This is a genomic window from Martelella lutilitoris, from assembly GCF_005924265.1.
Lineage (GTDB): Bacteria > Pseudomonadota > Alphaproteobacteria > Rhizobiales > Rhizobiaceae > Martelella > Martelella lutilitoris.
Map to the genome: position 1 here is coordinate 336,204 of NZ_VCLB01000001.1, position 21,999 is coordinate 358,202.

The window sequence follows — 21,999 nt, forward strand, 5'->3', positions numbered from 1 at the left end:
GAAGGTCCAGCCGAAATGAATGCACGCAAGGACGGGCCAAGCGACCATCGAGCGCAGACGGCGGGGATCGCGGTTTCGCACGCGACCGTCACCTATCGCAACGGCCACACCGCCCTGCGCGATGCGACCTTTTCTATTCCCTCCGGCACGATCGCGGCCCTTGTCGGCGTCAACGGGGCCGGCAAGTCGACGATCTTCAAGGCGATCATGGGTTTCGTGCGGCTGGCCAGAGGCGATATTTCCGTCCTCGGCATGCCGGTGGATGCGGCCCTGAGGAAGAACCTCGTCGCCTATGTTCCGCAGTCGGAAGAGGTCGACTGGAACTTCCCGGTTCTGGTCGAAGACGTGGTGATGATGGGCCGCTATGGCCATATGGGGCCGCTGCGCCGCGCGAAGACCGCCGATCGCGAGGCCGTCGACAAGGCCCTTGCCCGCGTCAACATGAGCGAATTCCGTCATCGCCAGATCGGCGAACTTTCCGGCGGGCAGAAGAAGCGCGTCTTCCTGGCGCGCGCGCTGGCGCAGGATGGCCGCGTCATCCTGCTCGATGAGCCCTTTACCGGCGTCGACGTCAAGACCGAGGACCAGATCATCAGGCTCTTGCGCGACCTGCGCGACGAAGGCCGGGTGATGCTGGTCTCCACCCACAATCTCGGCTCCGTGCCGGAGTTCTGCGACCAGACCGTGCTGGTCAAGGGCACGGTGCTCGCCTATGGCCCGACGGAGACAACCTTTACCGAAGCCAATCTGGAACAGGCCTTCGGCGGGGTGCTGCGCCACTTCATGCTGAACAATGGCGCGAGGAAGGGACAGCCCAACCCGGTCGGCATCTTCTCCGACGACGAGCGTCCGCTGATCTTTCGCGACGGCGTTGCCCAGAAGCGGGAAGAGGACGAGACGGCGGGGAGCGGAAGCTGATGTCCGTCATCTTTGAACCCTTCACCTATCACTACATGACCAACGCCATGTGGGTTTCCGCGCTCGTCGGCGGGGTCTGCGCCTTTCTCTCCTGTTTCCTGATGCTGAAAGGCTGGTCGCTGATCGGCGACGCGCTCTCCCACTCGATCGTCCCGGGCGTTGCCGGCGCCTTCATGCTCGGCCTGCCCTTTTCCATCGGCGCCTTCTTTTCCGGCGGGCTTGCGGCGGCGGCGATGCTGTTTCTCAATCAGCGCACCAAACTGAAGGAGGACGCGATCATCGGCCTGATCTTTTCCTCCTTCTTCGGCCTTGGCCTGTTCATGGCCTCGGTCTCGCCGACATCGGTCAACATCCAGACCATCGTGCTCGGCAACATCCTGGCGATCACGCCGGAGGATACGCTGCAGCTTGCCATCATCGGCTTCGTCTCGCTGGCCATTCTCCTTTTCAAATGGAAGGACATGATAGTCACCTTCTTCGACGAGAACCATGCGCGTTCCATCGGCCTCAGACCGGGCCTTCTGAAGGCCGTCTTCTTCACGCTTCTGGCCGCCTCCACCGTCGCCGCCCTGCAGACTGTCGGCGCCTTTCTGGTGATCTGCATGGTGGTCACGCCCGGCGCCACGGCCTATCTCCTGACCGACCGCTTCCCCCGCCTGCTGATGCTTGCCGTCATCATCGGCACGCTGACGAGCTTCTTCGGCGCCTATGCCAGCTATTTTCTCGACGGCGCGACCGGCGGCATCATCGTCGTCCTGCAGACGGCCCTCTTCCTGATTGCCTTCGTCTTCGCGCCCAAGCACGGGCTGCGCGCCGCCAGACGGCGCGCCGGAAGGGCGCTGGAGACAGGCCGATGACCATGGTCGAAACCCTTGCCATGCCGTTCCAGTTCTCCTTCATGGTCCGCGCCCTGATCATTTCGACGATGGTCGCGGTGCCCATGGCGCTGCTCTCCTGCTTTCTGGTGCTGAAGGGCTGGTCGCTGATGGGCGATGCGATCTCGCACGCCGTCTTCCCCGGCGTCGTCATCGCCTACATCATCGGATTTCCCTATGCCATCGGCGCGTTCATCGCCGGCATGGTCTGCGCGCTTTTGACCGGTTACCTCAGCGAGAACAGCCGGATCAAGCAGGATACGGTGATGGGCATCGTCTTTGCAGGCATGTTCGGGCTCGGCCTCGTCATGTATGTGAAGATCCAGTCCTCGGTCCATCTCGACCATATCCTTTTCGGCGACATGCTCGGCGTCTCCTGGGGCGATATCGCCGAGACCGCCGCGATCTCCGCCCTCGTCGCCGCGGTCCTCGGCCTCAAATGGAAGGACTTTCTGCTGCATGCCTTCGATCCGGCGCAGGCCCGCGCCGTCGGGCTTCGGGTCAATTTCCTTCACTACGGCCTGCTCTGCATGATCTCGCTGACGGTGGTTGCGGCGCTGAAGGCGGTCGGCATCATTCTGGCGATTTCGATGATGATCGCCCCCGGCGCGATCGCCTTTCTCCTGACGCGGAACTTCCGGACCATGCTGGTCCTGTCGATGGCCGTCGCCGTCCTGTCGTCCTTCCTCGGCATCTACCTGTCGTTTTTCATCGACAGCGCGCCGGCCCCGACAATCGTGCTTCTGCTCTCTGCCGCCTTCATCGGCGTCTTTCTCTACGTCACGCAAAAGGCGGCGCGCGCCGAAAGCAGGCGGATATCGGAGTGAGACACAGGTTTGCAATTGAGACGCAACTGGCCTAGTTGCGAAAGCACGGCGTTCGAAGGTTGAAAGGCAGATCGCCCGTCCGCAAACCAATGAGAGAGCGTATTGCATGGATATCGAAGCCCTTTGCGCCGAAAACGGCCTTCGCCTGACCAAGCCGCGCCGGGTCATTCTGCAGGTGCTTGCAGGCATGGACGATCATCCCGATGCCGCCGAACTCCACCGGCGCGTGATCGAGATCGATCCCGGCATTGCGCTGGCGACCGTCTATCGCACGCTGAGGCTGCTTGAGGAAAAGGGCATTCTCGAAAAGCACAGGTTCGGCGACGGCCCTGCCCGTTTCGAAAGCGCGGACCATCCGCACCACGATCACCTGATCAATATCGAGACCGGCGATGTCATCGAATTCCGCTCCGACGAGATCGAGCGCCTTCAGGAAGAGATCGCCCGGCGCCACGGCTTTTCGATCGTCAGCCACCGGCTGGAAATCTATGTGAGGCCCAAGAAATAGGACTTCCACGGCGCATGGCGAAAGAAGACCATTGTCGACCGCACCGTCGAAATCATGATAGACAGCAATCCCGATTCATGACGGCTGCGCCCTGCGCAGCGCTGTATCCAAAGCGAGGCCCAAGCCATGCCCACACCCCCTTTCCGCGCCGATCATGTCGGTAGCCTTCTCCGTCCCCGCGCGATCGCGGAAGCCCGCAATGCGCATGTGCCGGCCGAAGAACTGCGGGCCATCGAAGACGCCGCGATCCCAGCGCTGATCAGGATGCAGGAGGATGTCGGTCTGAAGGTCGTCACCGACGGCGAGGCCCGCCGGGCCTTCTGGCACTTCGATTTCATGGGCATGCTGGACGGCATGGAGATGCAGACGGGCGACGAAGGGGTGCAGTTCCACGGCACCAAGATCCCGCCGGTCCGCCCGGTGATCAACGGCAAGCTCGGCTTTCCCGCCGATCACCCGATGCTGGAGCACTTCACCTTCGTGAAGGACCACACCAAGGTCTGCCCGAAGATCTCGATCCCCGGGCCTTCCTGCGTCCATTTTCGCACCGACCCGGCCGACGTATTGCCGGCGGAATACAAGGATCCGGATGTTCTCTTCGCCGATATCGCGGCCGCCTACAAGCAGGCCGTTAATGCCTATTACGCCGCCGGCTGCCGCTACCTTCAGCTCGACGACATCTTCTTTGCCTATCTCGGCGATCCCGACCAGCGCGCTCAGCGCAAGGCCATGGGCCAGGATCCCGACTGGCTGATCGACCGCTATGCCTGGATGCTGAACGAGGCGATCAAGGACCGCCCGGCCGACATGCTGATCGGCATGCATATGTGCCGCGGCAATTTCCGCTCCACCTATGCCGCTTCCGGCGGCTATGACGCGGCGGCGGACGCGATCTTCAACAAGACCGGCGTCGACATCTATTTCATGGAATATGACACCGACCGCGCCGGCGGCCTCGAGCCGCTTAAGCTTCTGCCCAAGGGCAAGAAGCGCATCATGGCCGGCTTCATCACCACCAAGACGCCGGAACTGGAGAGCATGGACTGGATCCGCGGTCAGTTCGACAAGGCCGCCGAATATGTCGACATGGACCAGCTCGGCATCGCCCCGCAATGCGGTTTCGCCTCCACCGAACACGGCAATGCGCTGACCGAGGATGACCAGCGCCGCAAGCTCGAGCTCGTGGTCAAGGTGGCCGAGGATCTCTGGGGCGAGGCCTGAGCCCGCCCTTTGCCGTTGGAACCAGCGACGCCATCGGAGACGCGGCGTGCCGGATTTGATGTGTCGGGGATTGCCGAGAGACATCAAATCCGGCACATCATCGACGATGTCGAACACCCGAAACCGCCTGCCGCCGGCGAACTGGTCGGGGGCGATTGTGTCGGACGCGGCGCATCGATCAATGTCCACGAGTTTAACCCCGACTATCCCGACCTTCGCGGATATTGCGCAAACATGACCGAGAAGATCATGGCAAAATAGCCTGAGACAGGCGCGCTGATAAAGACAAGAAGCAGCATTGGGTTGGCTGGTGCCGCTTACGTGACTCGAACACGTGACCCCATCATTACGAATTGTTTTTCGTAATTATTTCATACAGTTATATGCTCTACGAAATCGTTGAACCTTACTAGACAAGCCGTTGGCGCGACTCCACTTTCATGGCGTGAGAGGTAGCACGGCATGTCACCCGGTTGCCACCCCTTTCACCCCGCACCCCTACTACCGAAATACAAATCCTTATCCACCCTACTAATCGCAAACGTGTCGCCGTTTGTCGGACCTCCCCCTATCAACGGGATTAAGCAATTGGGGAGCGGAGGGGAGCGTGTGGATGGAGGGATGTCACGGCTCGACTGAATTCTGTGCAATAGCGCGACAGCAGCTTTGGATGCACTGAAGCTGCGAGTTTTCGACAGATGTTGGCGGGCCTTGGCAAGACTGCTTAAGACTGTCAAAGCTCTAGAAACCAATCAGGCCACGCACCCAGTTCCACAGACGAACCCACCACTTCCGTTCGCGCGCACGCTGCGCGTAGAAGGCTTCTCGCCGCTGCTCTTCGGCCGTTCGACCCGCGGCAATCTGTTCTTCGCTCCACTGTCCCGCCCAGCGTGTTTTGCCCGAAGTGATGAGATAGTGAGAACGGCATGGCAGTTGCCAGTTGCCGACAGATGGATGAAGCGTCGGTTGACCATATTGCTCTGTCAAACGCCACTCAGTAGGGCCAAGCGGCGTTGTGACTTTCGAGCCGCATCCGCAGGCGCACAGATGCACCGCGATATCGAACTCGTCAGCGACGTAAAGCACACCAGGTTCTAGCGTCTTGGGCACATATTGCACGCGGGCCAAACGGAATTCTTCGATCATTCTGGCTCGCCATGAATCTTGATGTCATTCACCTTGAACAACATGTGGTTAAAGTAGTTCTCGTCTAGGTAGAAACCCCTAATCTGTTTGTACCGTAGTACCGCCAGACAAGCGTTCAAAGCATTCAATTCGGCGATCTGCACGTTGACACGGTATTCATCGTCCTCACGGTCACCTAGCTCCGCGAGATTGCGCTCCAGCATGGCTTCGGCATTCGCAGGCTCGTAGTAGGTTGCGCGCAAAGTGCCATTGATCGGACCCTGCTTTCGATCCAGGCCCATACCCACATCGATGAAGGGGATGCCCAGCTTGACTAGCAGGTCGAATATTCCGCGCCGCGAACTGCCTTTATCGACGCAGACAAAGGCGAAGGTCACGTCCCTAAAGTCTTCGGCACAAGATTCATCCACGAATTTCGGAACCAAGGAGAGTCCTTCGCGGAAGCCTTCATAGCGATTCTGATAAACCTCAGCCTTCGACTGATCGAGCTCGGCTTCGTCTAGCTTACCGGGCGACCGGAAGGCGTTGTGAACATGGTACAGGTCGCGGTCGAATCCCAGTATTCGCGCAACTGGTGTTTTGACCATGAAATCGAGCACATACGCTCCGGTACCGCCAAGTCCGATGAGGGCCACGACTTCATTTTTGAGTTTCGCCGAGAGATCGCCGATTTCAGCCAAGGTTGTTAGGGTGTCCTTGAATTTGAACACCGACGTTCCGACGATTGTTTCAACTGCGTTAAACGTCAGCGGGCTAGCACCGTATCGCTCCATCGCAGGTCCACAAAGAATCGTTACATAACTTTCGATTTTAGCAAAATGGTCGGCATAACCGCCAGACTGGGGCTTGTTCGAAAACGATCGCTGGACCACTACATCGGGGCTGTCAGGCAACGGAAGCCTATGAGGCCCACCCCCGAGATTGGCAACCGGCTTACCATCAAGTCCATGAGGATGCGAGCCCGCGAAGAAGATCTGATGGTTCTTTTGTGTGTAACGCTTGTTGTCGGGCGATTGCATCTTGCACACGATCGCGCCCCAACAAAGTTCCCCCTTGTCATTGAGATAGGGGATATCACGAACAATCAGGTGATTGCCGTCGAGCGCGATCGCATAGCCCTTCACCAGGAGCCGGTTGAGGTCTTCGTTATGACTGACCAGTGCGTGAAACATTGAACACCATGCCATCCTTGACCTTGACAGAACCACCGGGCGATAGCGTGCCCTCCGGCTTATTGCCGTGGCCGCGTTTGTAAGTCACCGAATACGTGGTCTCGGGGTGCTGCGGATACTCAGGGTCCGCGAGCGTTACCAACTCGACGTAGGTAAGATCACCCTTGTCCACTTCGTACGGTGTACCATCGATCACGATGGTGACCGCCTTACTCTTTTCTTCCTTGTCATCGTTTGCCATCTTCTTTCTCCATCTGGCGTTTAAGACGGGCGGCAGACGAAGGCCTGCCGCCGGACACTTCTACTTCTTGCGATTGGGGCGCTGCGTGAGAGCTGACGCGGCCGCCGTCTTGGCAGCCTTGCTCGAATTGGGGTTGCGCAGCACTTTCGATGCTGCCGAAGCAGCCTTTGCGCTCGTAACTTCCTTATTCGCCATATGAATCACCTCCTTTCCTTTTTCCTTGAGGTTGCGCCAAACATCGTCCCTACCGCAGGCGACGCTTCACTTCCTCGATCAGGGCGGGTGAGCCGGCGACCTCGAACGAGAGGTTATCCAGTGACCGTCCGATGACCTTGATCGTCGGTGCCGCACCTGTTTCGGGATCGCGGACGTTCCGCAGTTTATGAGTAATCCGGTCCTGCACCTGCTTCATCATCGCTTTCTCCAACTGATTGGCGATATCGTTGGGTCGCACCGACCGCCCATTCAGCTTGAATTCCACCTTCACCATTTCCGATCTCCAAATGGTCGCAGTCGGTCATTTGGCCTTGACCTACCGAATCAGGAGTGATTCACTAAGTGTGCCACTGACTGGTACGAACGCTAGCGCTTTGCGTGATAGCTGTCCAGTCTGTGACACACAAATTCTACTCTAAGGCACACAAGGGGAGAAGTATGAAGATCGAAGACCTTGCTGGTCTCGTGCAGAAGAAGAAGGGAAGCATGGGTGTCCGAGCTACCGCCGCCGAGATCGGAATCAGCCCTACTACGCTGTCCAGAATTGAGCGCGGTCACGTTCCCGACATGGGTACTCTTGAGAAGGTCTGTGCGTGGCTTGAAGAAGATATGGCCAAGTTCACAGGAATCGGCGGTTTGCAGATCGCCTTTAAGAAGAAACAGGCGATATCTCCCGATACTGCAAAATCACTGGCTGCCTTAATCGAACGGGCCAGCAAGCAGTTTGTCGAGAAAATCGAAGCGGAAGGACATTAGTTGCTGCGTCGGGGGTTTAAGTCTCAATGCGAGCGTCGATCGGTGGAGATTAGGAAATCTCTCGGCCTTGCTCATGACGAGCCGCTTCATGGTGCCGATCTAGCAGAGCAGTTCGGTGCTACTGTCTGGAACGAGCGCGATGTCGCTGGACTACCCGCTACAGACCTACACCAGTTGACTGTTGTTGATGGCCTAAGCTGGTCAGCTTTTACCTTGCGAATTGGCAACCGCCACTTGATTCTGTTCAATTCGTCGCAATCTGCGCCCCGAATAAATAGCGTCATTATGCATGAACTGGCTCACATAGCTCTCGGCCATGAACTCCATTCCGCCAGCCTTTCGGAAGATGGCCATTTGATTCCTTCGAATTACAGTCAGGATCAAGAAGATGAAGCGGATTGGCTAGGTGGCACACTCTTGTTGCCCCGGCCCGCTTTGCTACGCATCCGGCGAGACGGACTAACCGACACTGCCGCCATGAACAAATTCCTGGCCAGCGAGGAAATGCTGAAGTGGCGCTTTCGGATGACCGGCGTCGACTACCAGCTTGGGTATGGGCGCAGAAGGCGATCGGTTTAGCGAATACGGCCCAGTCCTTCACGCCCCATCATAGCTGCGGTCCATCATTGGCTTGGCTTTGTCCAGTGTGGCGACGTCGGTGATGATAATTTCAAGATCGCCAGTGCCAAAATGGCCAATGTTGCGCACATCACGGGTAAAGCCGGGCTCAAGTTCGATGGTGTCCGGATCGACCTTGACGAAAACCTTGAGGTGCCTGATCTGCGGCTTGACCTCGACACATGCAAAGTTCTTCAGGCGGCGGAAAGCAACGTAGTTGTCGAGGGTCTTCAGCTCGACATCGTCGCCCAGCGCGAGCAGGTACGCCTTTGTCGCCTCGTAGAGGTCGACAAGGTCTTGGTCGGCGTCCGCGAGGTATTGCGTAACCGTTTTCTGACGAGACCGTGGTCGGGTTGCCGCAGACTCGCCTTGGGCATCGCTACTGACCGGGATTTCGCGCGCGGGCCGCTCCGATGCTGAGGTCAGCAGTTCGAATAGCAAGAGTTCGTCGCCAAAGCGGCGATAACGAACAAGTGCGATGTTCCGGTTCATCTGATTGACCGCATGGGCATCATACTTCGTGAAGTCGCCGGCAATGCAGATCAGGCGCGGGGTGCTCCAATCGACCGCCTTTGCCTGCTCCGCACCGAAGCGCTCCAGAACAAGCCATTCGAAATCGCGGCGATGATCCATCAGCCAGTCGAGATAGAACAGGCCTTGGTTGATGACGTTCTCGTTGCTGGCCCGTTTGTACTCGACGATTACCGGGGAGCCGTTCTCGTCGATGCCGAGCGAATCCATGCGCCCGCCATGCGTTGTTGGAAACTCGGAGGCGAGAAACCGCACACCGAGGAACGCTTCCATGTTGCGCTCAATAAGGGTCTGAAGCGACTTTTCCAATGCAACCGCGCTGCCGCGCAGTTCGGTGACCGTAGCACTCTCCGTGCGGAAAAGCTTTATATCGCTCATCAATCATCTTCCCCGGCTTTGGCGCGACCCTATACCATTATTTTCTCAAGACGAAGCTTGCGTCTTTCCCAATCGGGCAGCTTTTGTTCAAGTAACTCGAAGAAGGCCGGACCATGATTGGGTTCGCGAACATGACAAAGCTCGTGAATGATGACGTAATCTATGCAGTCGATAGGCGCTTCGATCAAACGGGTATTGAGCAGCATGTGCGAACCATCCTGAGACATGCTGCCCCATCGTTTCGTCAGCTTGCGCACGGTCAGCCTGGGCGGGTCACCGTATTCCGGAAACGCGCGTGAAAGCGACGTCAGACGCTCCAGCAGTCGTTGCCGCGACTGATGCTGGAACCAAGTTGTCAGAAGCTGTTCGGTTCTCTCGGCAGACCGCATCCCAGGATATTTGACCGCAATTCGGTCGCCTTCGATGGTGACGTCTGATCGCAATGATTGCTCGACCGATAACCTGTATTGCCGTCCTAGATAACGGTGTGTCTCACCCGGTAGATATCGGCGCGGGGGTGTAATGGGTCGAAATTGCTCGAACGCCCGCCTCGTCCGGAGAATCCACCGGCCACGCTGCCTGAGGCGCTGATCGATGTCCGCCACGCTGGCAGAAGCCGGTGCTGCAACCAGTATGCCGCCATCGGGAAAAACAGTGATCGTCAGCGTTTTGCGCGAAGACCGTTTTAGCGCGTAAGGCAGGATCTGCCCGGCAAGTTCGACGTTGTGCGTGGTAACGTTTGCCATGGCTAGAATTTCAGCTGTCGGCGGCCGATCACCAGCGCCTTGTCGATCATCGCATCCATGGCGTCGGCGTCGAGACCGTACAACCCACGTGTGCTTTTGATCTCGTCATAGAGAAAGTCATCCATCGCATTGCGAATTTCGTTCAGCGTGTCCGGGTCATCCTGCCAGCCGATCTTGCGGTGCTGGCGCATGATCTTGTCAAAGGCGGCTGCGGTTTCTTCAGCGAAGCCCGACGCCTCTTCCGGTGAGGAAATACCGGCGAAGTCCTCGACAAGGTTGCGATAAATCGAGCTACCCGTTTCGTTTCCTCTCAGCCGATCGGGGACATCCTCGGCCGCATTGCGGTTGACCACGCCGTTTCGGATATCTTGCACGCGCTGAAAGTAATCCTGCTCGCTCAGGCGACCGGCACGAAACGCCTCGATCGTCTTCCGGATCATCTGCGAGAAACGCTGATAGAAGACGCGGTCGTCTTCCATTTTCTCTGTGATGGATTTCGATGTGGCGCTGGCAATCGCGTCGGCTTTGGACGCAAGGCTCCCGGTTTCCTCGAGCACCACCTGGCGAAAACCGGTTTCGTCGAAAATATTGACCGCGGCAACAATGGGCGTGATGCCATCCGTCGTGATGTGTCTGTCGAGCAATGCCTTGATTTTTGCATCGAGCTCCTTCGACTTGGCATCGTCGAGCCGGTCGGCAAAACGCCGGGAAACGGCCCGCCGAAGGTTTTCAAACCGCTTGAGGTCGGCCTTGTAGCCGTCGATCACGCGCTGGCTGGTATCTTGCGAAAAGGACTCGGAAGAAAAGGCCAGCTGCAGCGCTTTTGCGAACTCTCGAAGTCGATCATAGAAATCCTGCCGGCGCAGGTCGTCGGCAAGAGAGGCCTCGAAGGCTTCCTGATCGTGCCGGTTCCGGATCGATTTGAAAAGATCGAGGAGAGCCGCATGCTTGTCGGGAAGGCTTTCCGTTTGCTTGCGGATGGCATGCAGTGCGTCGGCAACATCGGCCTCGTCATAGCCTTCGAAGGCGGAATATTGCGTCAACGCCTTGTCCAGCTCACCCAGGATCCCGGCATAGTCGATGATATGACCGAAATCCTTCTTCTCTCCCGTATCATCTTCGTAAAGCCGGTTGACGCGGGCAATGGCCTGCAAAAGGCCATGTTCCTTCAGCTTTCTGGTGAGATAGAGAACGCGGTTGCGCGGGGCATCGAAACCAGTGAGCAGCTTGTCGACGACAATCAGGATATCCGGTTCGCCGCCATTCTTGAAGCGTTCGATGACAAGCTCTTCATAGCGCTCGACAGAACCGTGATTGGCCTTCACCTGCTTCACGAACCGGTCGACTTCGTCGCTCGGCTCTTCGTTGACCTGCTCATAATTGTCCCGGTCGTCGCCGGGTGAAATGACAACTTCGCTGGTGACGTCGCCGAAATTATCGAGCAGCTTCTTGAGGATCACCGCCGCGCGTCGGCTCTGGGCGACAAGCTGCCCTTTGTACGGGGTCGCCTTCCAGTTCCAGGAAAAGTCCTCGGACACGTCGGCGGCGATTTCAACCAGATAGGGTTCGGCGCCCAGAACCTCCCGTCCGCGCGAGAATTTCCTCTTGAGTTCAGTAATTTCTTGCGCAGACAGGCCCTTGGTGTGGCGCTCGAACCAGCGGTCGAGCGACTTCTCATCTACATCGGTTTCCACCAGTCGCCCCTCGTAGAGAAGCGGGACAACAGCCTCGTCCTCGACGGCCTCGTCAATCCTGTAGGCATGGATCAGGCCGCCGAAGCGGTCAAAGGTCGAGCGTTCCTTCTTCAGCAAGGGTGTGCCCGTGAAGCCGATATAGCAGGCGTTCGGGAACACCTTGCGCATCTGCCGGTGCAGGCTCTCATCGTCCTTGATGGTCTGGCTGCGGTGGCTTTCGTCAACGAGCAGAAAGACGTCCCTGCTTTGGTCGATGACCTCGCGGCTGCGCAGGCCGGATTTGAACTTGTGAATGAGGGTGGTGACGATCCCGGCTTTTTCCTCGACAAGATCAAGCAGATGCCGCCCGGTCGTGGCCTGGCGAACGTCGTGCAGTCTGGTGGCTTTGAAGGTATCGCGGATTTGCCGGTCGAGATCGCGCCGGTCGGTGACCAGAACGATACGGGGATCCTCGATCAGATTGGCAATCTCCCTGGCCAGCATCACCATCGTCAGCGATTTGCCGGAGCCCTGCGTGTGCCAGATCACGCCGCCCTTGCGGCGCGCGTGGTCGTCATAGTGCGACAGGCGCAAGAGGGCGGCCTTCACCCCGAAATATTGCTGATAGCGTGCGATCTTCTTGATACCGCCATCGAACAGGGTGTAGGCGCGGATCAGATCGATCAGGCGCGCCTTGGAAAAGAGCGCAACGAGCGTGATGTCGAGCGGCGTCGGCAGCCGGCCGTCGGCACTGTCCATCAGACCTTCATGGCGACGGCGGTGCGGCGAGAAGTCGACAAAGATGGCGCTGGCCTCTCCGGGGTCGAGCGGCGCGTTGACGATCTCGCCGATCCGCCGCTCGCTGATTTCCTTCTCGCGCCATTTCGACCAGAACTGTTTCGGCGTGCCGGGCGTCGCATAGCGCGGATCGGACGGGTTTGCGGCAAGCAGGACCTGGACCGAGGCGAACAGGCGCGGGACTTCATCCGCGCCCTGATTGCGGATCGTCTGGCTGATGCCCTGATCAGCGCCATCGGCGGATTTCTTCAGTTCGATCACGGCCACCGGAATGCCGTTGATGAAAAGCACGATGTCGGGCCGTCGGGTTTCGGCCGAACGGGACCGTTCTACGGGGAACTCCGCCGTCATGTGGAACAGGTTGTTTTCCGGGTTCTGCCAGTCGATAAAGCCAAGCTGGCGGCTCTTGGTTTCCCCTTCGATGGTGATGGGGATGGCGGTGCCGAGCTGCATCAGATCGGTCGCCGCCTCATTGGCCGCCTGCGCGCCCTTGCTGGTGTCGCCGAGCGCCGCCTGCAGCTTGCCGATCGCCTCCTGAACGGCGGCATCGGTCACCGGCCAGCGCCTGCCGCGCTGTTCGATCCGGTTGATGGCATGCAGCCGTTCGGCCAGCACATCTTCAAGCAGGGTCGAGGCCAACCGCCCGCGCCGCTCGCCCTCGCAGTCGGCGCGCGTCTTGTAGCGCCAGCCGAGATTGGCAAGCAGATGCAGGGTCTGCAGCTGCACGCTTCCAGCTTCCGAGGTCGAAAATTGCGGGCTCTCGCTCATCCTGTCGCCTCCGCGCTCTGGTCCTCCGCCTCAAGAGCGTCGTCAACATCCTGACCGCCAGGCAAAAGCCGGTCGATGCTCTCCGGTACGGGCAAGTCACCGCTTAAGAGCTTTTGCATCAGGCCGCGTTTTTGACTAGACAGTAGCTCCGCCAGAAGAGTTGATTGGTCGAGATCACGATCTATGAGTTCTAGTTCTTCTATGGATTTTTCGGAGTCCGTGAAGAAAAACAGAAAATCTTCAAGCTGCGATGGTGCCAAGTTGCCAATAGCCGATCCCGCGAGCGCTAAGTGAAGTAGTTCGGCGTATCGCTGAGATTGAAACATCTGATCAAGCAGTCGTACTGATTGGCTATGCTTCGGCCGTACGGTTGCGCAAAAAGCCCCTGCGGCCATTTTTTCAGATGGCGTATTCAAGCAGCGGCCAGCTTTGCCGACAAGATGCTTGCTGCCATTCGACATACATACAATGAAGTCGTCTTGCTGAGTCAGCAATCGCTGAGGCACTATGTCTTCTATCACATAAGTTGAATCCCCTTGCAGAGTTATCCGTCGTTGCTGCACGTTGCCGGCAGTGAGAATTCTTACGCCACCTTCCGGTGACTTATCGATAGTTGGATCATATCCAACTCCACGTATAACTTCTGCGATGTCTGAAATCTTGACCTCTTGAATATCGCCGCCGCTGGTTTGGTCGCCGGAAAGCCGAAAAATTTGGCGTGAGAGCCAGTTTTTCCGTCGCGCCCTCGTATCAACTAGCTTCTCTGCAATCGCTATCGCCTTGTCCCATTCATCGAGAATGGCGGCGATGCGGCGCTGTCCGGGGAGCGGAGGCAGGTGAAATTGCCATGTCATCCAGTGTTCGAGATTAAACACCAACTTTTCGACATGGACTCCTATGCTGGAGTGAAAACAGGTCTGCTGGAAGTAAATGGTGTTCGTCAGGTGTTTCAAGAAATCAATATTCAGCCGGTCGGTCGGCTGAAGCGTTGCATACTCGTTTGAAACAACTGCGTTGTCCAAAGAGGAGGGAACTATTCCACAGGCACCATGCGCAATCTGGCGGCGTGAAATTAGGAAATCCCCGCTTTTCGTGAGAAACTGAGTCTTAGTCTTGATGGACCGCCCTCTGAGCCGTCCGCGCTCAACGATGCCCCCGCGATTCCGCTTCGCTGTAACGAGCTGGTAATGCTTTTCAGCGTCGAGCCGAACGGGCCGTTCAACCACCTCAAGCAAATCGCCCAAGGCGTAAGTCGTCCATCCATCAGGCTTCGGTCCAAGTCTGGGAATCCCGGCCTGAACGCTTTTCGGGAAAGCGCGGTGTTCAGACATCCAACCCAAGCTCCCGCAAATAGCCGTCCATCCGCGCACGGCTTTCGGCCAGTTGCCGCTCCAGATCGATGATTTCGCGCTGCACGGCGGCGATGTCGATTTCCTCTTCCGGCTCGAAGGTGTCGACATAGCGCGGAATGTTGAGGTTGAAACCGTTCTCCGCGATCTCCGCGCGCGGCACCGGGCGGGCATAACGCTCGACCGGCTGGCGCTTGCGATAGGCATCGACGATCGTGTCAAGATGGCTATCAAGCAGTTGGTTCTGCTTCTTGCCCGGATCATAGTCGCGCGCGGCATCGATGAACATCACGTCACCGGCAGCCTCCCGCGCGCCGCCCTTTTCACGGGCACGATCGAAGATGACGATGCAGACCGGAATACCGGTCGAGGGGAACAATTGCGCCGGCAGGCCGATGACCGCGTCGATCAGGTTTTCCTCGATCATCGATTGCCGGATGCGCCCTTCGGCGCCGCCGCGAAACAGCACCCCGTGCGGCGCAATGACGCCGATGCGGCCCGAACCCGGGCGCGCGCTCTCAACCATGTGAGAGATGAAGGCGAAGTCGGCGCGCGAGACCGGTGGAATGCCGCGGAAATAGCGATTATAGGGGTCGATGCGCGGGTCGATCTTGCCATCCGTATCCTCGTCGCGCTGGTCCTTGCCCTTCTTCTTTTCCTGGCCGCTCCATTTCTTCAGAGAAAACGGCGGATTGGCGACGACGATATCGAAACGCTTCAGCGCATCGCCTTCGAGGTGTTTGGGGCTGTTGAGCGTATCGCCCCATTCGATCTCGGCGTTGTCGAGCCCGTGCAGGAATAGATTCATGCGCGCGAGCGCGCGCGTGCCGCTGTTCACCTCCTGCCCGAAAAGCTGGAAATTGCGCATGTCCTGCTCGTTTTGAGCATTCGCCGCCACCTGCTCCGATGCGCGGACCAGAAGTGAGGCCGAGCCACAGGCAGGATCGTATATCCGATTGCCGGGCTGGGGATCGACGAGCCGCACCAGAAGCTCGGAAATCTTGCGGGGCGTGAAGAATTCCCCGGCCTTCTTTCCGGCATCCGAGGCGAATTGCGAAATCAGATAAATGTAGGTTTCGCCGATCACATCCTCGTTGACGCGCGAAGGGCTCATGTTGAGCGCAGGCTTGTTGAAATCCTCAAGCAGGTTCTTCAGGCGGCGATTGCGGTCCTTGGTTTCACCGAGATTGTATTCGGAATTGAAATCGATGTTGCGAAACACGCCATCAAGCTTCTTCTTGTTGGCGTCCTCGAATTTTTCCAGGGCGATATTGATGATCTCGCCGATATTGTCGGCGCTGCGCTGGAGGTGAAGATCATAAAAAGACGTGCCTTCGGGCAGGAAGAATTTTTCGCGCTCCATACGACGGCGGATGCGTTCATCATCGTCGCCGAAGCGTTTCTTGTACGCATTGAAATGATCCTGCCAGACGTCGGAGACGTATTTCAGGAACAGCATGGTCAGGATGTAGTCCTTGTACTGTGCGGCATCGACGACGCCCCGGAAGGTGTCGCAGGCCGCCCATGCGGCTGCATTGATATCGTTCTGGCTGATCTTGTCGTTCATTCTCATTTTCCCATGAATGGAGGGGCAGGCGAACCTGCCCACTCCCGGTGCTGCGGCTTTAGCCCTTGACGTCGCGCGGGTCGTTGCCGTGGCTGTCCGACTGAGCGATCCTGCCATCCTGATTATGGATTTTCAGTTCGCTCTGAGCGTTGCGGCTGATCTCGCGCGCGCGATCGACAGCCTGCTGCTTGGTGTCGAAATGTCCGGACGCGCGGCTTGCGCCGCCACGCTTCACATTCCAACCGCCGTCCTTTGCAGGAACGACATGGGTGGTTCCGCCCTTGCCGGGCGACTTCTTATTGCTCATAATACGATTTCCTTCTTCAAAGGGAGGATTAGCCAGACGCTCCCGAGCAAGGTTTGTCTGGCGGTGAATTGCCCATGCTGGATTGCCGTCCGGCATGGGCTGCCCCTCCGCCGAACGGCGGAGGATTTCGTCGGTCAGGCGATTGCGCGCCTCACCAAGTTTCTCGTTCAGATGTGTTTGATGTCGTCGCTCATAATCGAGCGCGACCATGCGTTCCTGCACCTGAATAGAGGGTATCGGAATTTCGAGCTCGGCGAGCGCTCCAAGCCCCAGGCGCGGGATCGTTGCAGTGCTGCGCATCATGGCCAGCGCGCTTTGTGTGGTCGGCAAGTTCAGGAAAAGCGCGAGATAGGCAGGCAGAACACGCGCGCTCGACAAGCGGACAATCGCGATGTCAAGTATGGCAAACAAGGGAGAATCAATGGTTTCGACGGGAGCCGCCCAGTTAACCGTTCCCCTCGTATCGACGAGCACATCGCCTGACCGCAACTGGGCTTCCGCGAAACTGCGAACGGGCGGAGCACCAAACGCAAAGTCTCCGGGGACGATATACCCACCACGCAGATGTCGCCCTTGCACGAACGGAACGCCACCGTCGTCGGCTTTGAAGGTCGTGCCGTTGCGAATAGCAGCGATTTCGTGTAGCAGTGCTTTTGTCATTTCAAAATCATAGTAACAGATACTATGGGAAAATCAAGAAAGTTCTTCTTGCCACGTTGGGCTAAACTGAAACAGGCGATTCCGATTTTCGTCCGCTCGCGCGTGCGCAGGCGTTGGATGGCGTTTCATCGTCTTTCCCGTCAATAGAATCGTCTTCATAACTATTTGATATTGCTTGTATTTTCAAGAGAATTGCGTTACCTTAAGTTGAGGCCAGAAGGAGGTCTCAATGCCAAGTTTACGTTTCACCCGCCGTGCGATTGACGAACTTCCTCACGCCGAGAGCGGGCAGGTTTTCTATCGCGATACGCTGCTGACCGGCTTCGGTCTGCGTGTCGGCACCCAATCTAAGGGCTATTATGCCGAGGGGCAGGTGAACCGGAAGACGCGGCGCGTCACCATCGGGCGGGCGGATGTCTTCGCGCCCAAAGTCGCCCGCAAGAAGGCGCTGGCGCTGCTGGGCGAAATGGCCGAGGGGCAGGATCCCAACGCCGAGAAGAAGCGGGAAGTCGTGGCGCGGGTCACGCTGGCCGATGCGTTCGACAGTTTCTTTGCCGCGCGTCCCCATCTTTCCAGGCACACGGTCGACAACTACACCCGCTCGGCCCGGCTCTATCTGAAATCCTGGCGCAGGAAGCCGATTAACGAAATCACCCGACAGATGGTGCTGAAGCGCCATCAGGAGCTTTCGGCGGAAGTGGGCAAGACGACCGCGAACAATGTGTTCCGGCATTTCCGGTCGGTCTATAATTTCGCCGCCGCAACGCATGACGCGCTTCCGCCCAACCCGGCACAGATATTGACGCAGGCGCGGGCATGGCATCGTGAGCAGCGTCGGCAGACGCTCGTTTCGGCGCAGGATTTGCCGAACTGGTGGAAGGCGGTCCATGCGGAGCCGGTACATTCCCGCGACTTTCTTTTGACGGCGCTCTTTACCGGAATGCGCCGGGGTGAGCTGATGGCGCTGCGCTGGGAGAATGTGGACCTTGTCGCGAAGACGCTGCATCTGCCCAAGACGAAGAATGGCGATCCGCTGACCCTGCCGCTCTCCACCTTCCTGTTCGACCTCCTCTCCGAACGCCGCAAACGGTCGAATGGCTCGCCCTTCGTGTTTCCGGGGCCGGGCAAGGACGGGCATCTTATCGAGACGAAGAAGTTCCTTCAGCGCGTCAGCGCCGGTGCCGGGGTCAGCTTCACGCTTCACGACCTTCGCCGCACCTTCATCACCATCGCGGAGAGCCTGGACGTTCCTTATTACGCGCTCAAGCGACTGCTGAACCACCGCGCCACGGGCGATGTGACGGGCGGATACATCGTCGTCAATGCCGAGCGCTTGCGCGGGCCGGTGGAACAGGTCGCACAACGGATATTGGAGCTGGTCGATGCCGCGGACTGACGCGATGATAGCGGGAACCGAAACGGTGCTGGAACGGGTCTTGTTGGCGATCATCGCGGCGCATCCGGCATCTGCAGAGTCGGACCAGTGCGTCGAACGCCGTCTGGGTCTGGCAATGAAGGCGCTCTTGGGTCCGTCGACTACGCGGAATGGCGCAATCGATAAAGCGCTTGCCAATATGATCCGCGAACGGCGGCGGGATATTTGCAATGCCGAAATGTCCGCCTTCCTCCCCGTTTCGAATAACGCGCCCGCCCGGTCGGTGGCCTCGCTGGCGGAAAGTGCCGCGCACGAAATCCTTGGGCTCGATTGCCCGCTCGAGGTCCGCGAGGCGAAAGACCTGCTTTGTCGCGAATATAAGCGACAGGCCGTTGAAAGCGATCCGGCAATCGAGGCACTGCGAGACGAGGCAGTCTCGCGCATTCTGTGCGAGCTTGCGGAATGGGATGCTCAATGCTTCTCGATGAAACAAAGTCGCCTTCGATCAAACCATTAGACGTAAAAGATTTGACGCGCCGCGTCCTTGGGTTGAATAAGCCCTGAGGCTATGCGATATTTATAGCGGATGAGGTGACAGCATCCAGCGGATGCATATCCGCGGCGGGTTCCGTCGGCTTTAGCCTTCGGGTGGCGCTCTTTAGGGGATTTTCCCTGCCACGTCAGATGAATGATTCCGATCGCCGAGTGTCTTAACCGGCCTTGGCAGGGCCTACCACAGGTAGGTTCGACATGAATCCCAACTCATCGTCCGTTCGCGCGAACGGTGCCGCCTCGTTGCGCACCTTTGCCTATCCCGAAAAGCTTCTCACCACGAAAGAAGTCGCCACGCTCACCGGGCTCAGCACGTCGTTCTTTCACAAGAGAAGAATATATGGCGGGGGACCCAAGTTTCTCCGCCTGAATGCCCACAGCAAGGTCGGTGCGATCCGCTATCGCCTTCCCGATGTCCTCGACTGGCTCGCCGCCGGCGAATGCAACACGGAGGGCAGCGATCATGTCTGACCATCTCCAACCCGACCCGAAACGGGCCATCGCCTTCCTTGCCTGGCTGACACAGGGCGCACCGCTGCATCTCGAGCGCATGAACAGCGTCGGTCCGGAAAGCCCGGTGCAGAAGACCTACGGTCCCCAGGAGCGGGAATCCGCAGAGAAATTCGTCGGCATCAACAATGCCGGCGATCTGCAGCGGAACATCTATTTCCTGCCGAATGGCGAGTTTCTGTCCGGCGGCCGGGGCAAGCGCAATCTTTCCGCCGCACGGTTTCTCCATGTCGATCTCGACGGCAAGGACTATCCCGGCTCGCGCGCGGAGCAGCTTGAAACCATCCTCGCCCTGCTGACCGATCCGAAGCGAATGCCGAAGCGCTTGCCGGCACCGAGCGCGATATGCTTTTCCGGCGGCGGCTACCAGGCCTTCTGGCGCTTGAAGGAGCCGATGGATTGCGAGGCGGCGAAGGCGTTGAACCTTGCAATCCTGAAGGTCTATCAGGGCAAGGGGAACACCCAGAGCCCCGCGCAATTGATGCGGGTGCCGTTCACGGTCAACTGGCTGAACCAGAAGAAGCGCGAGGCCGGGCGCGAACCGGCGCTCGCCCTCGCGGGGGAGCCGGTCGATCTCGACAAGCCGCCCGTCGAATACATGGCGGCGGATTTCAAGCTGAAAACGGACACGGCCAAGGCGCTCGCCGCCCCTTCGAGGGCGCTCGTCACGCCGGAAGTGACCGAAATCCAGCCTCTTCCCTTGCCGGACGATCTCTCGGAGATCATACCGCCGAGCCCGGAATGGGCTGCGGCGCTGGTCGATGGCATCGACCCGCCCGCCAAGAGTTACGATTCGCGTTCCGAGCTGGTTCTGGCCTCCATCATCTGGCTCCTGGGAAAAGATGTCGATCCGGGCCACGTGGTCTCGATCGTCACCGATCCCGGCTTGAAGATCAGCGCGCATGTGCTCGAAAACCCGAATCCGCTGCGGTACGCCCAAAGACAGGTGGCGCGGGGATTAGCCTATATCGAGGCCAGGCGCGGCGACTGGCCGAAAACGAGCCTCGAAGGCAACCCGCTGAAGGACCATCCCGACAATGTCCGCTACGCGCTGATGCGGCTCGGCGTAGACGCGCGCCGAAACCTCTTTGTCAATGCCGATGAGATCACGGGCCAGGGTCTCGACGACCGCGACCTCAACGAGATCATCGAAATCCTGAGCAGCAAGTTCCTGCGGGACCTGCACTTCAAGGCAAGCCCGAGCGCCGTCAGGCGGGAGCTGATCGCGGTTGCCCACGACCAGGCCTATCATCCGGTCATCGACTATCTCGACGGTCTCGCCTGGGATGGCACACCGCGCATCGACACATGGCTGAGGGACTATTGCGGTGCCGAGGATAGCCAGCTCAACCGCGCCTTCGGCTCCAAGCTGCTGATTGCCGGTGTGCGACGGATCAAGCAGCCCGGCGTCAAGTTCGATACGATGCTGGTGCTCGAAGGTCCGCAAGGTGCCGGCAAGTCTGGCCTCGCGGAACGGCTTGCCGTCCGCAAGGAATGGTTTTGCGGCAATCTCGATCTGAAAAGCGACGACAAGACCAAGGCCGAGCTGCTCGCCCGCGCCTGGATTGTCGAGTGCCAGGAGCTCGACGGCATGAACCACACCACGAGCCAGAGCCTGAAGAAATTCCTCAGCACGGACACGGATAACTACCGCAAGGCCTACGGCCACGATGCGCGCGGCTATCGGCGGCACTGCATCATTATCGGCACCACCAATGAAGACGCCTATCTTCGCGACCTGACCGGCAATCGCCGTTTCTGGCCCGTGAAGGTGGGCGAAATCGACCTGGCGAGGCTGAAGGAAGACGTGCACCAGCTCTGGGCCGAGGCGGTGGTGCGGGAACGGGCCGGCGAGGAGATCGGGCTGCCGCGCCACCTCTGGCAGGCGGCGGCGGACGTGCAGACCGTGCGGCTTGTCGAGGACACCTTCGAACCCGTGCTCGAAGATTGGTTCGGCGAGCGCACAGGCCGCGTCTCGCTGGAAAGCGTCAAGCTCCTCCTCGGCTTCGAGGGTGGCAGGATGCGGGCACCGGAGGCGCAACGCCTGCGGGCGATCATGGACAGGATCGGTTGGGATTATAACACCTTCCGTCTGCACGATCCCGGCCAGGACGGCATCTCGCCGCGCAAGGGTTTTGCGCGCGGCACCGACGATGAGCGCAAGGCGGAATGGGTCGCTCGGCGCGGCGATGGCGGCATACCCACGCTGGAGCGGGTCAAGGCAGGCTCGTCCGACGTGGAACCGCCATTTTGAATATACGCCAATGCCGTAACCGTAACCCGCGTA

Annotated in this window: 23 protein-coding genes; 12 read left to right on the plus strand and 11 right to left on the minus strand. The window is 58.8% G+C overall.

What is annotated here, in order from left to right; translation table 11 throughout:
- The first annotated feature begins 15 nt into the window (after positions 1–15).
- The 6 genes from FF124_RS01575 (at position 16) to FF124_RS20490 (ending at position 4,610) form a co-directional block, all read left to right on the plus strand.
- Complete coding sequence (locus FF124_RS01575; RefSeq protein WP_138746718.1) at positions 16–918, plus strand: manganese/iron ABC transporter ATP-binding protein; 903 nt, start codon at positions 16–18, stop codon at positions 916–918.
- The gene (locus FF124_RS01580; RefSeq protein WP_138746719.1) at positions 918–1,775 is read left to right on the plus strand and encodes a metal ABC transporter permease; all 858 of its coding nucleotides are present in this window, start codon (positions 918–920) and stop codon (positions 1,773–1,775) included. The genes FF124_RS01575 and FF124_RS01580 overlap by 1 nt, the downstream gene beginning before the upstream one ends.
- Entirely contained in the window at positions 1,772–2,620 is an 849-nt protein-coding gene (locus FF124_RS01585) for a metal ABC transporter permease (protein ID WP_138746720.1), read from the plus strand. The genes FF124_RS01580 and FF124_RS01585 overlap by 4 nt, the downstream gene beginning before the upstream one ends.
- 106 nt (positions 2,621–2,726) lie before the next feature.
- A complete protein-coding gene (locus tag FF124_RS01590) occupies positions 2,727–3,128 on the plus strand; it encodes a Fur family transcriptional regulator (protein WP_138746721.1) in 402 nt (133 codons plus the stop codon).
- Positions 3,129–3,254: 126 nt separating this feature from the next.
- Positions 3,255–4,349, plus strand: a complete 1,095-nt coding sequence (locus tag FF124_RS01595; protein WP_138746722.1) for a 5-methyltetrahydropteroyltriglutamate--homocysteine S-methyltransferase — start codon at positions 3,255–3,257, stop codon at positions 4,347–4,349.
- A gap of 60 nt (positions 4,350–4,409) precedes the next feature.
- Positions 4,410–4,610: a hypothetical protein gene (locus FF124_RS20490; protein WP_187326762.1), complete on the plus strand. Its 201-nt coding sequence runs from the start codon at positions 4,410–4,412 to the stop codon at positions 4,608–4,610.
- A 480-nt stretch (positions 4,611–5,090) separates the two neighbouring features.
- On the opposite strand, the gene FF124_RS01600 is transcribed toward FF124_RS20490, so the two are convergent.
- The 5 genes from FF124_RS01600 to FF124_RS01615 are packed head-to-tail and all read right to left on the minus strand — an operon-like array spanning position 5,091 to position 7,398.
- The gene (locus tag FF124_RS01600) at positions 5,091–5,495 is read right to left on the minus strand and encodes a ubiquitination-like system serine protease family protein (protein ID WP_138746723.1); all 405 of its coding nucleotides are present in this window, start codon (positions 5,493–5,495) and stop codon (positions 5,091–5,093) included.
- On the minus strand, positions 5,492–6,667 hold the full coding sequence (locus FF124_RS01605; protein WP_138746724.1) for a ThiF family adenylyltransferase: 1,176 nt from the start codon (positions 6,665–6,667) through the stop codon (positions 5,492–5,494). Before FF124_RS01605 ends, FF124_RS01600 begins: the two co-directional genes overlap by 4 nt.
- Positions 6,642–6,908, minus strand: coding sequence for a multiubiquitin domain-containing protein (locus FF124_RS01610; RefSeq protein WP_138746725.1), 267 nt, complete (start codon positions 6,906–6,908; stop codon positions 6,642–6,644). Before FF124_RS01610 ends, FF124_RS01605 begins: the two co-directional genes overlap by 26 nt.
- A gap of 60 nt (positions 6,909–6,968) precedes the next feature.
- Positions 6,969–7,103: a hypothetical protein gene (locus tag FF124_RS20890; protein ID WP_281285218.1), complete on the minus strand. Its 135-nt coding sequence runs from the start codon at positions 7,101–7,103 to the stop codon at positions 6,969–6,971.
- 49 nt (positions 7,104–7,152) lie between these two features.
- Positions 7,153–7,398 carry a hypothetical protein gene (locus FF124_RS01615; protein ID WP_138746726.1) on the minus strand — a complete coding sequence of 82 codons (246 nt, stop codon included), beginning with the start codon at positions 7,396–7,398 and terminating at the stop codon, positions 7,153–7,155.
- A 164-nt stretch (positions 7,399–7,562) separates the two neighbouring features.
- On the opposite strand from FF124_RS01615, the gene FF124_RS01620 reads away from it, so the two are divergent.
- Entirely contained in the window at positions 7,563–7,880 is a 318-nt protein-coding gene (locus FF124_RS01620) for a helix-turn-helix domain-containing protein (protein WP_138746727.1), read from the plus strand.
- A gap of 42 nt (positions 7,881–7,922) precedes the next feature.
- Complete coding sequence (locus FF124_RS01625; protein WP_187326763.1) at positions 7,923–8,459, plus strand: ImmA/IrrE family metallo-endopeptidase; 537 nt, start codon at positions 7,923–7,925, stop codon at positions 8,457–8,459.
- Between the two features lie 18 nt (positions 8,460–8,477).
- Here FF124_RS01625 and FF124_RS01630 read toward each other — a convergent pair whose 3' ends face one another.
- Genes FF124_RS01630 through FF124_RS20990 form a run of 6 tightly spaced genes read right to left on the minus strand, consistent with a single transcriptional unit; the run spans position 8,478 to position 17,275 of the window.
- Positions 8,478–9,407, minus strand: coding sequence for a DUF5655 domain-containing protein (locus FF124_RS01630; RefSeq protein ID WP_138746729.1), 930 nt, complete (start codon positions 9,405–9,407; stop codon positions 8,478–8,480).
- Between the two features lie 29 nt (positions 9,408–9,436).
- Positions 9,437–10,153 (minus strand): M48 family metallopeptidase, encoded by a 717-nt coding sequence (locus FF124_RS01635; protein ID WP_138746730.1) that lies wholly within the window; start codon positions 10,151–10,153, stop codon positions 9,437–9,439.
- 2 nt (positions 10,154–10,155) lie between these two features.
- The gene (locus tag FF124_RS01640) at positions 10,156–13,392 is read right to left on the minus strand and encodes a type I restriction endonuclease subunit R (RefSeq protein ID WP_138746731.1); all 3,237 of its coding nucleotides are present in this window, start codon (positions 13,390–13,392) and stop codon (positions 10,156–10,158) included.
- Entirely contained in the window at positions 13,389–14,723 is a 1,335-nt protein-coding gene (locus tag FF124_RS01645) for a restriction endonuclease subunit S (protein ID WP_138746732.1), read from the minus strand. The genes FF124_RS01640 and FF124_RS01645 overlap by 4 nt, the downstream gene beginning before the upstream one ends.
- A complete protein-coding gene (locus FF124_RS01650; RefSeq protein WP_138746733.1) occupies positions 14,716–16,308 on the minus strand; it encodes a type I restriction-modification system subunit M in 1,593 nt (530 codons plus the stop codon). Before FF124_RS01650 ends, FF124_RS01645 begins: the two co-directional genes overlap by 8 nt.
- A 58-nt stretch (positions 16,309–16,366) precedes the next feature.
- Positions 16,367–17,275 carry a DUF2188 domain-containing protein gene (locus FF124_RS20990; protein ID WP_246072142.1) on the minus strand — a complete coding sequence of 303 codons (909 nt, stop codon included), beginning with the start codon at positions 17,273–17,275 and terminating at the stop codon, positions 16,367–16,369.
- Positions 17,276–17,504: 229 nt separating this feature from the next.
- Between FF124_RS20990 and FF124_RS01660 the strand changes: the two genes are divergently transcribed.
- The 4 genes from FF124_RS01660 to FF124_RS01670 all read left to right on the plus strand — a co-directional run bounded on the left by FF124_RS01660 (position 17,505) and on the right by FF124_RS01670 (position 21,966).
- Positions 17,505–18,671 carry a tyrosine-type recombinase/integrase gene (locus FF124_RS01660; RefSeq protein WP_138746734.1) on the plus strand — a complete coding sequence of 389 codons (1,167 nt, stop codon included), beginning with the start codon at positions 17,505–17,507 and terminating at the stop codon, positions 18,669–18,671.
- A 4-nt stretch (positions 18,672–18,675) separates the two neighbouring features.
- Complete coding sequence (locus FF124_RS01665; RefSeq protein ID WP_138746735.1) at positions 18,676–19,167, plus strand: hypothetical protein; 492 nt, start codon at positions 18,676–18,678, stop codon at positions 19,165–19,167.
- A gap of 233 nt (positions 19,168–19,400) precedes the next feature.
- Complete coding sequence (locus FF124_RS20495; RefSeq protein ID WP_187326764.1) at positions 19,401–19,673, plus strand: helix-turn-helix transcriptional regulator; 273 nt, start codon at positions 19,401–19,403, stop codon at positions 19,671–19,673.
- Positions 19,666–21,966, plus strand: coding sequence for a virulence-associated E family protein (locus FF124_RS01670; RefSeq protein WP_187326765.1), 2,301 nt, complete (start codon positions 19,666–19,668; stop codon positions 21,964–21,966). Before FF124_RS20495 ends, FF124_RS01670 begins: the two co-directional genes overlap by 8 nt.
- Positions 21,967–21,999: the final 33 nt, after the last annotated feature.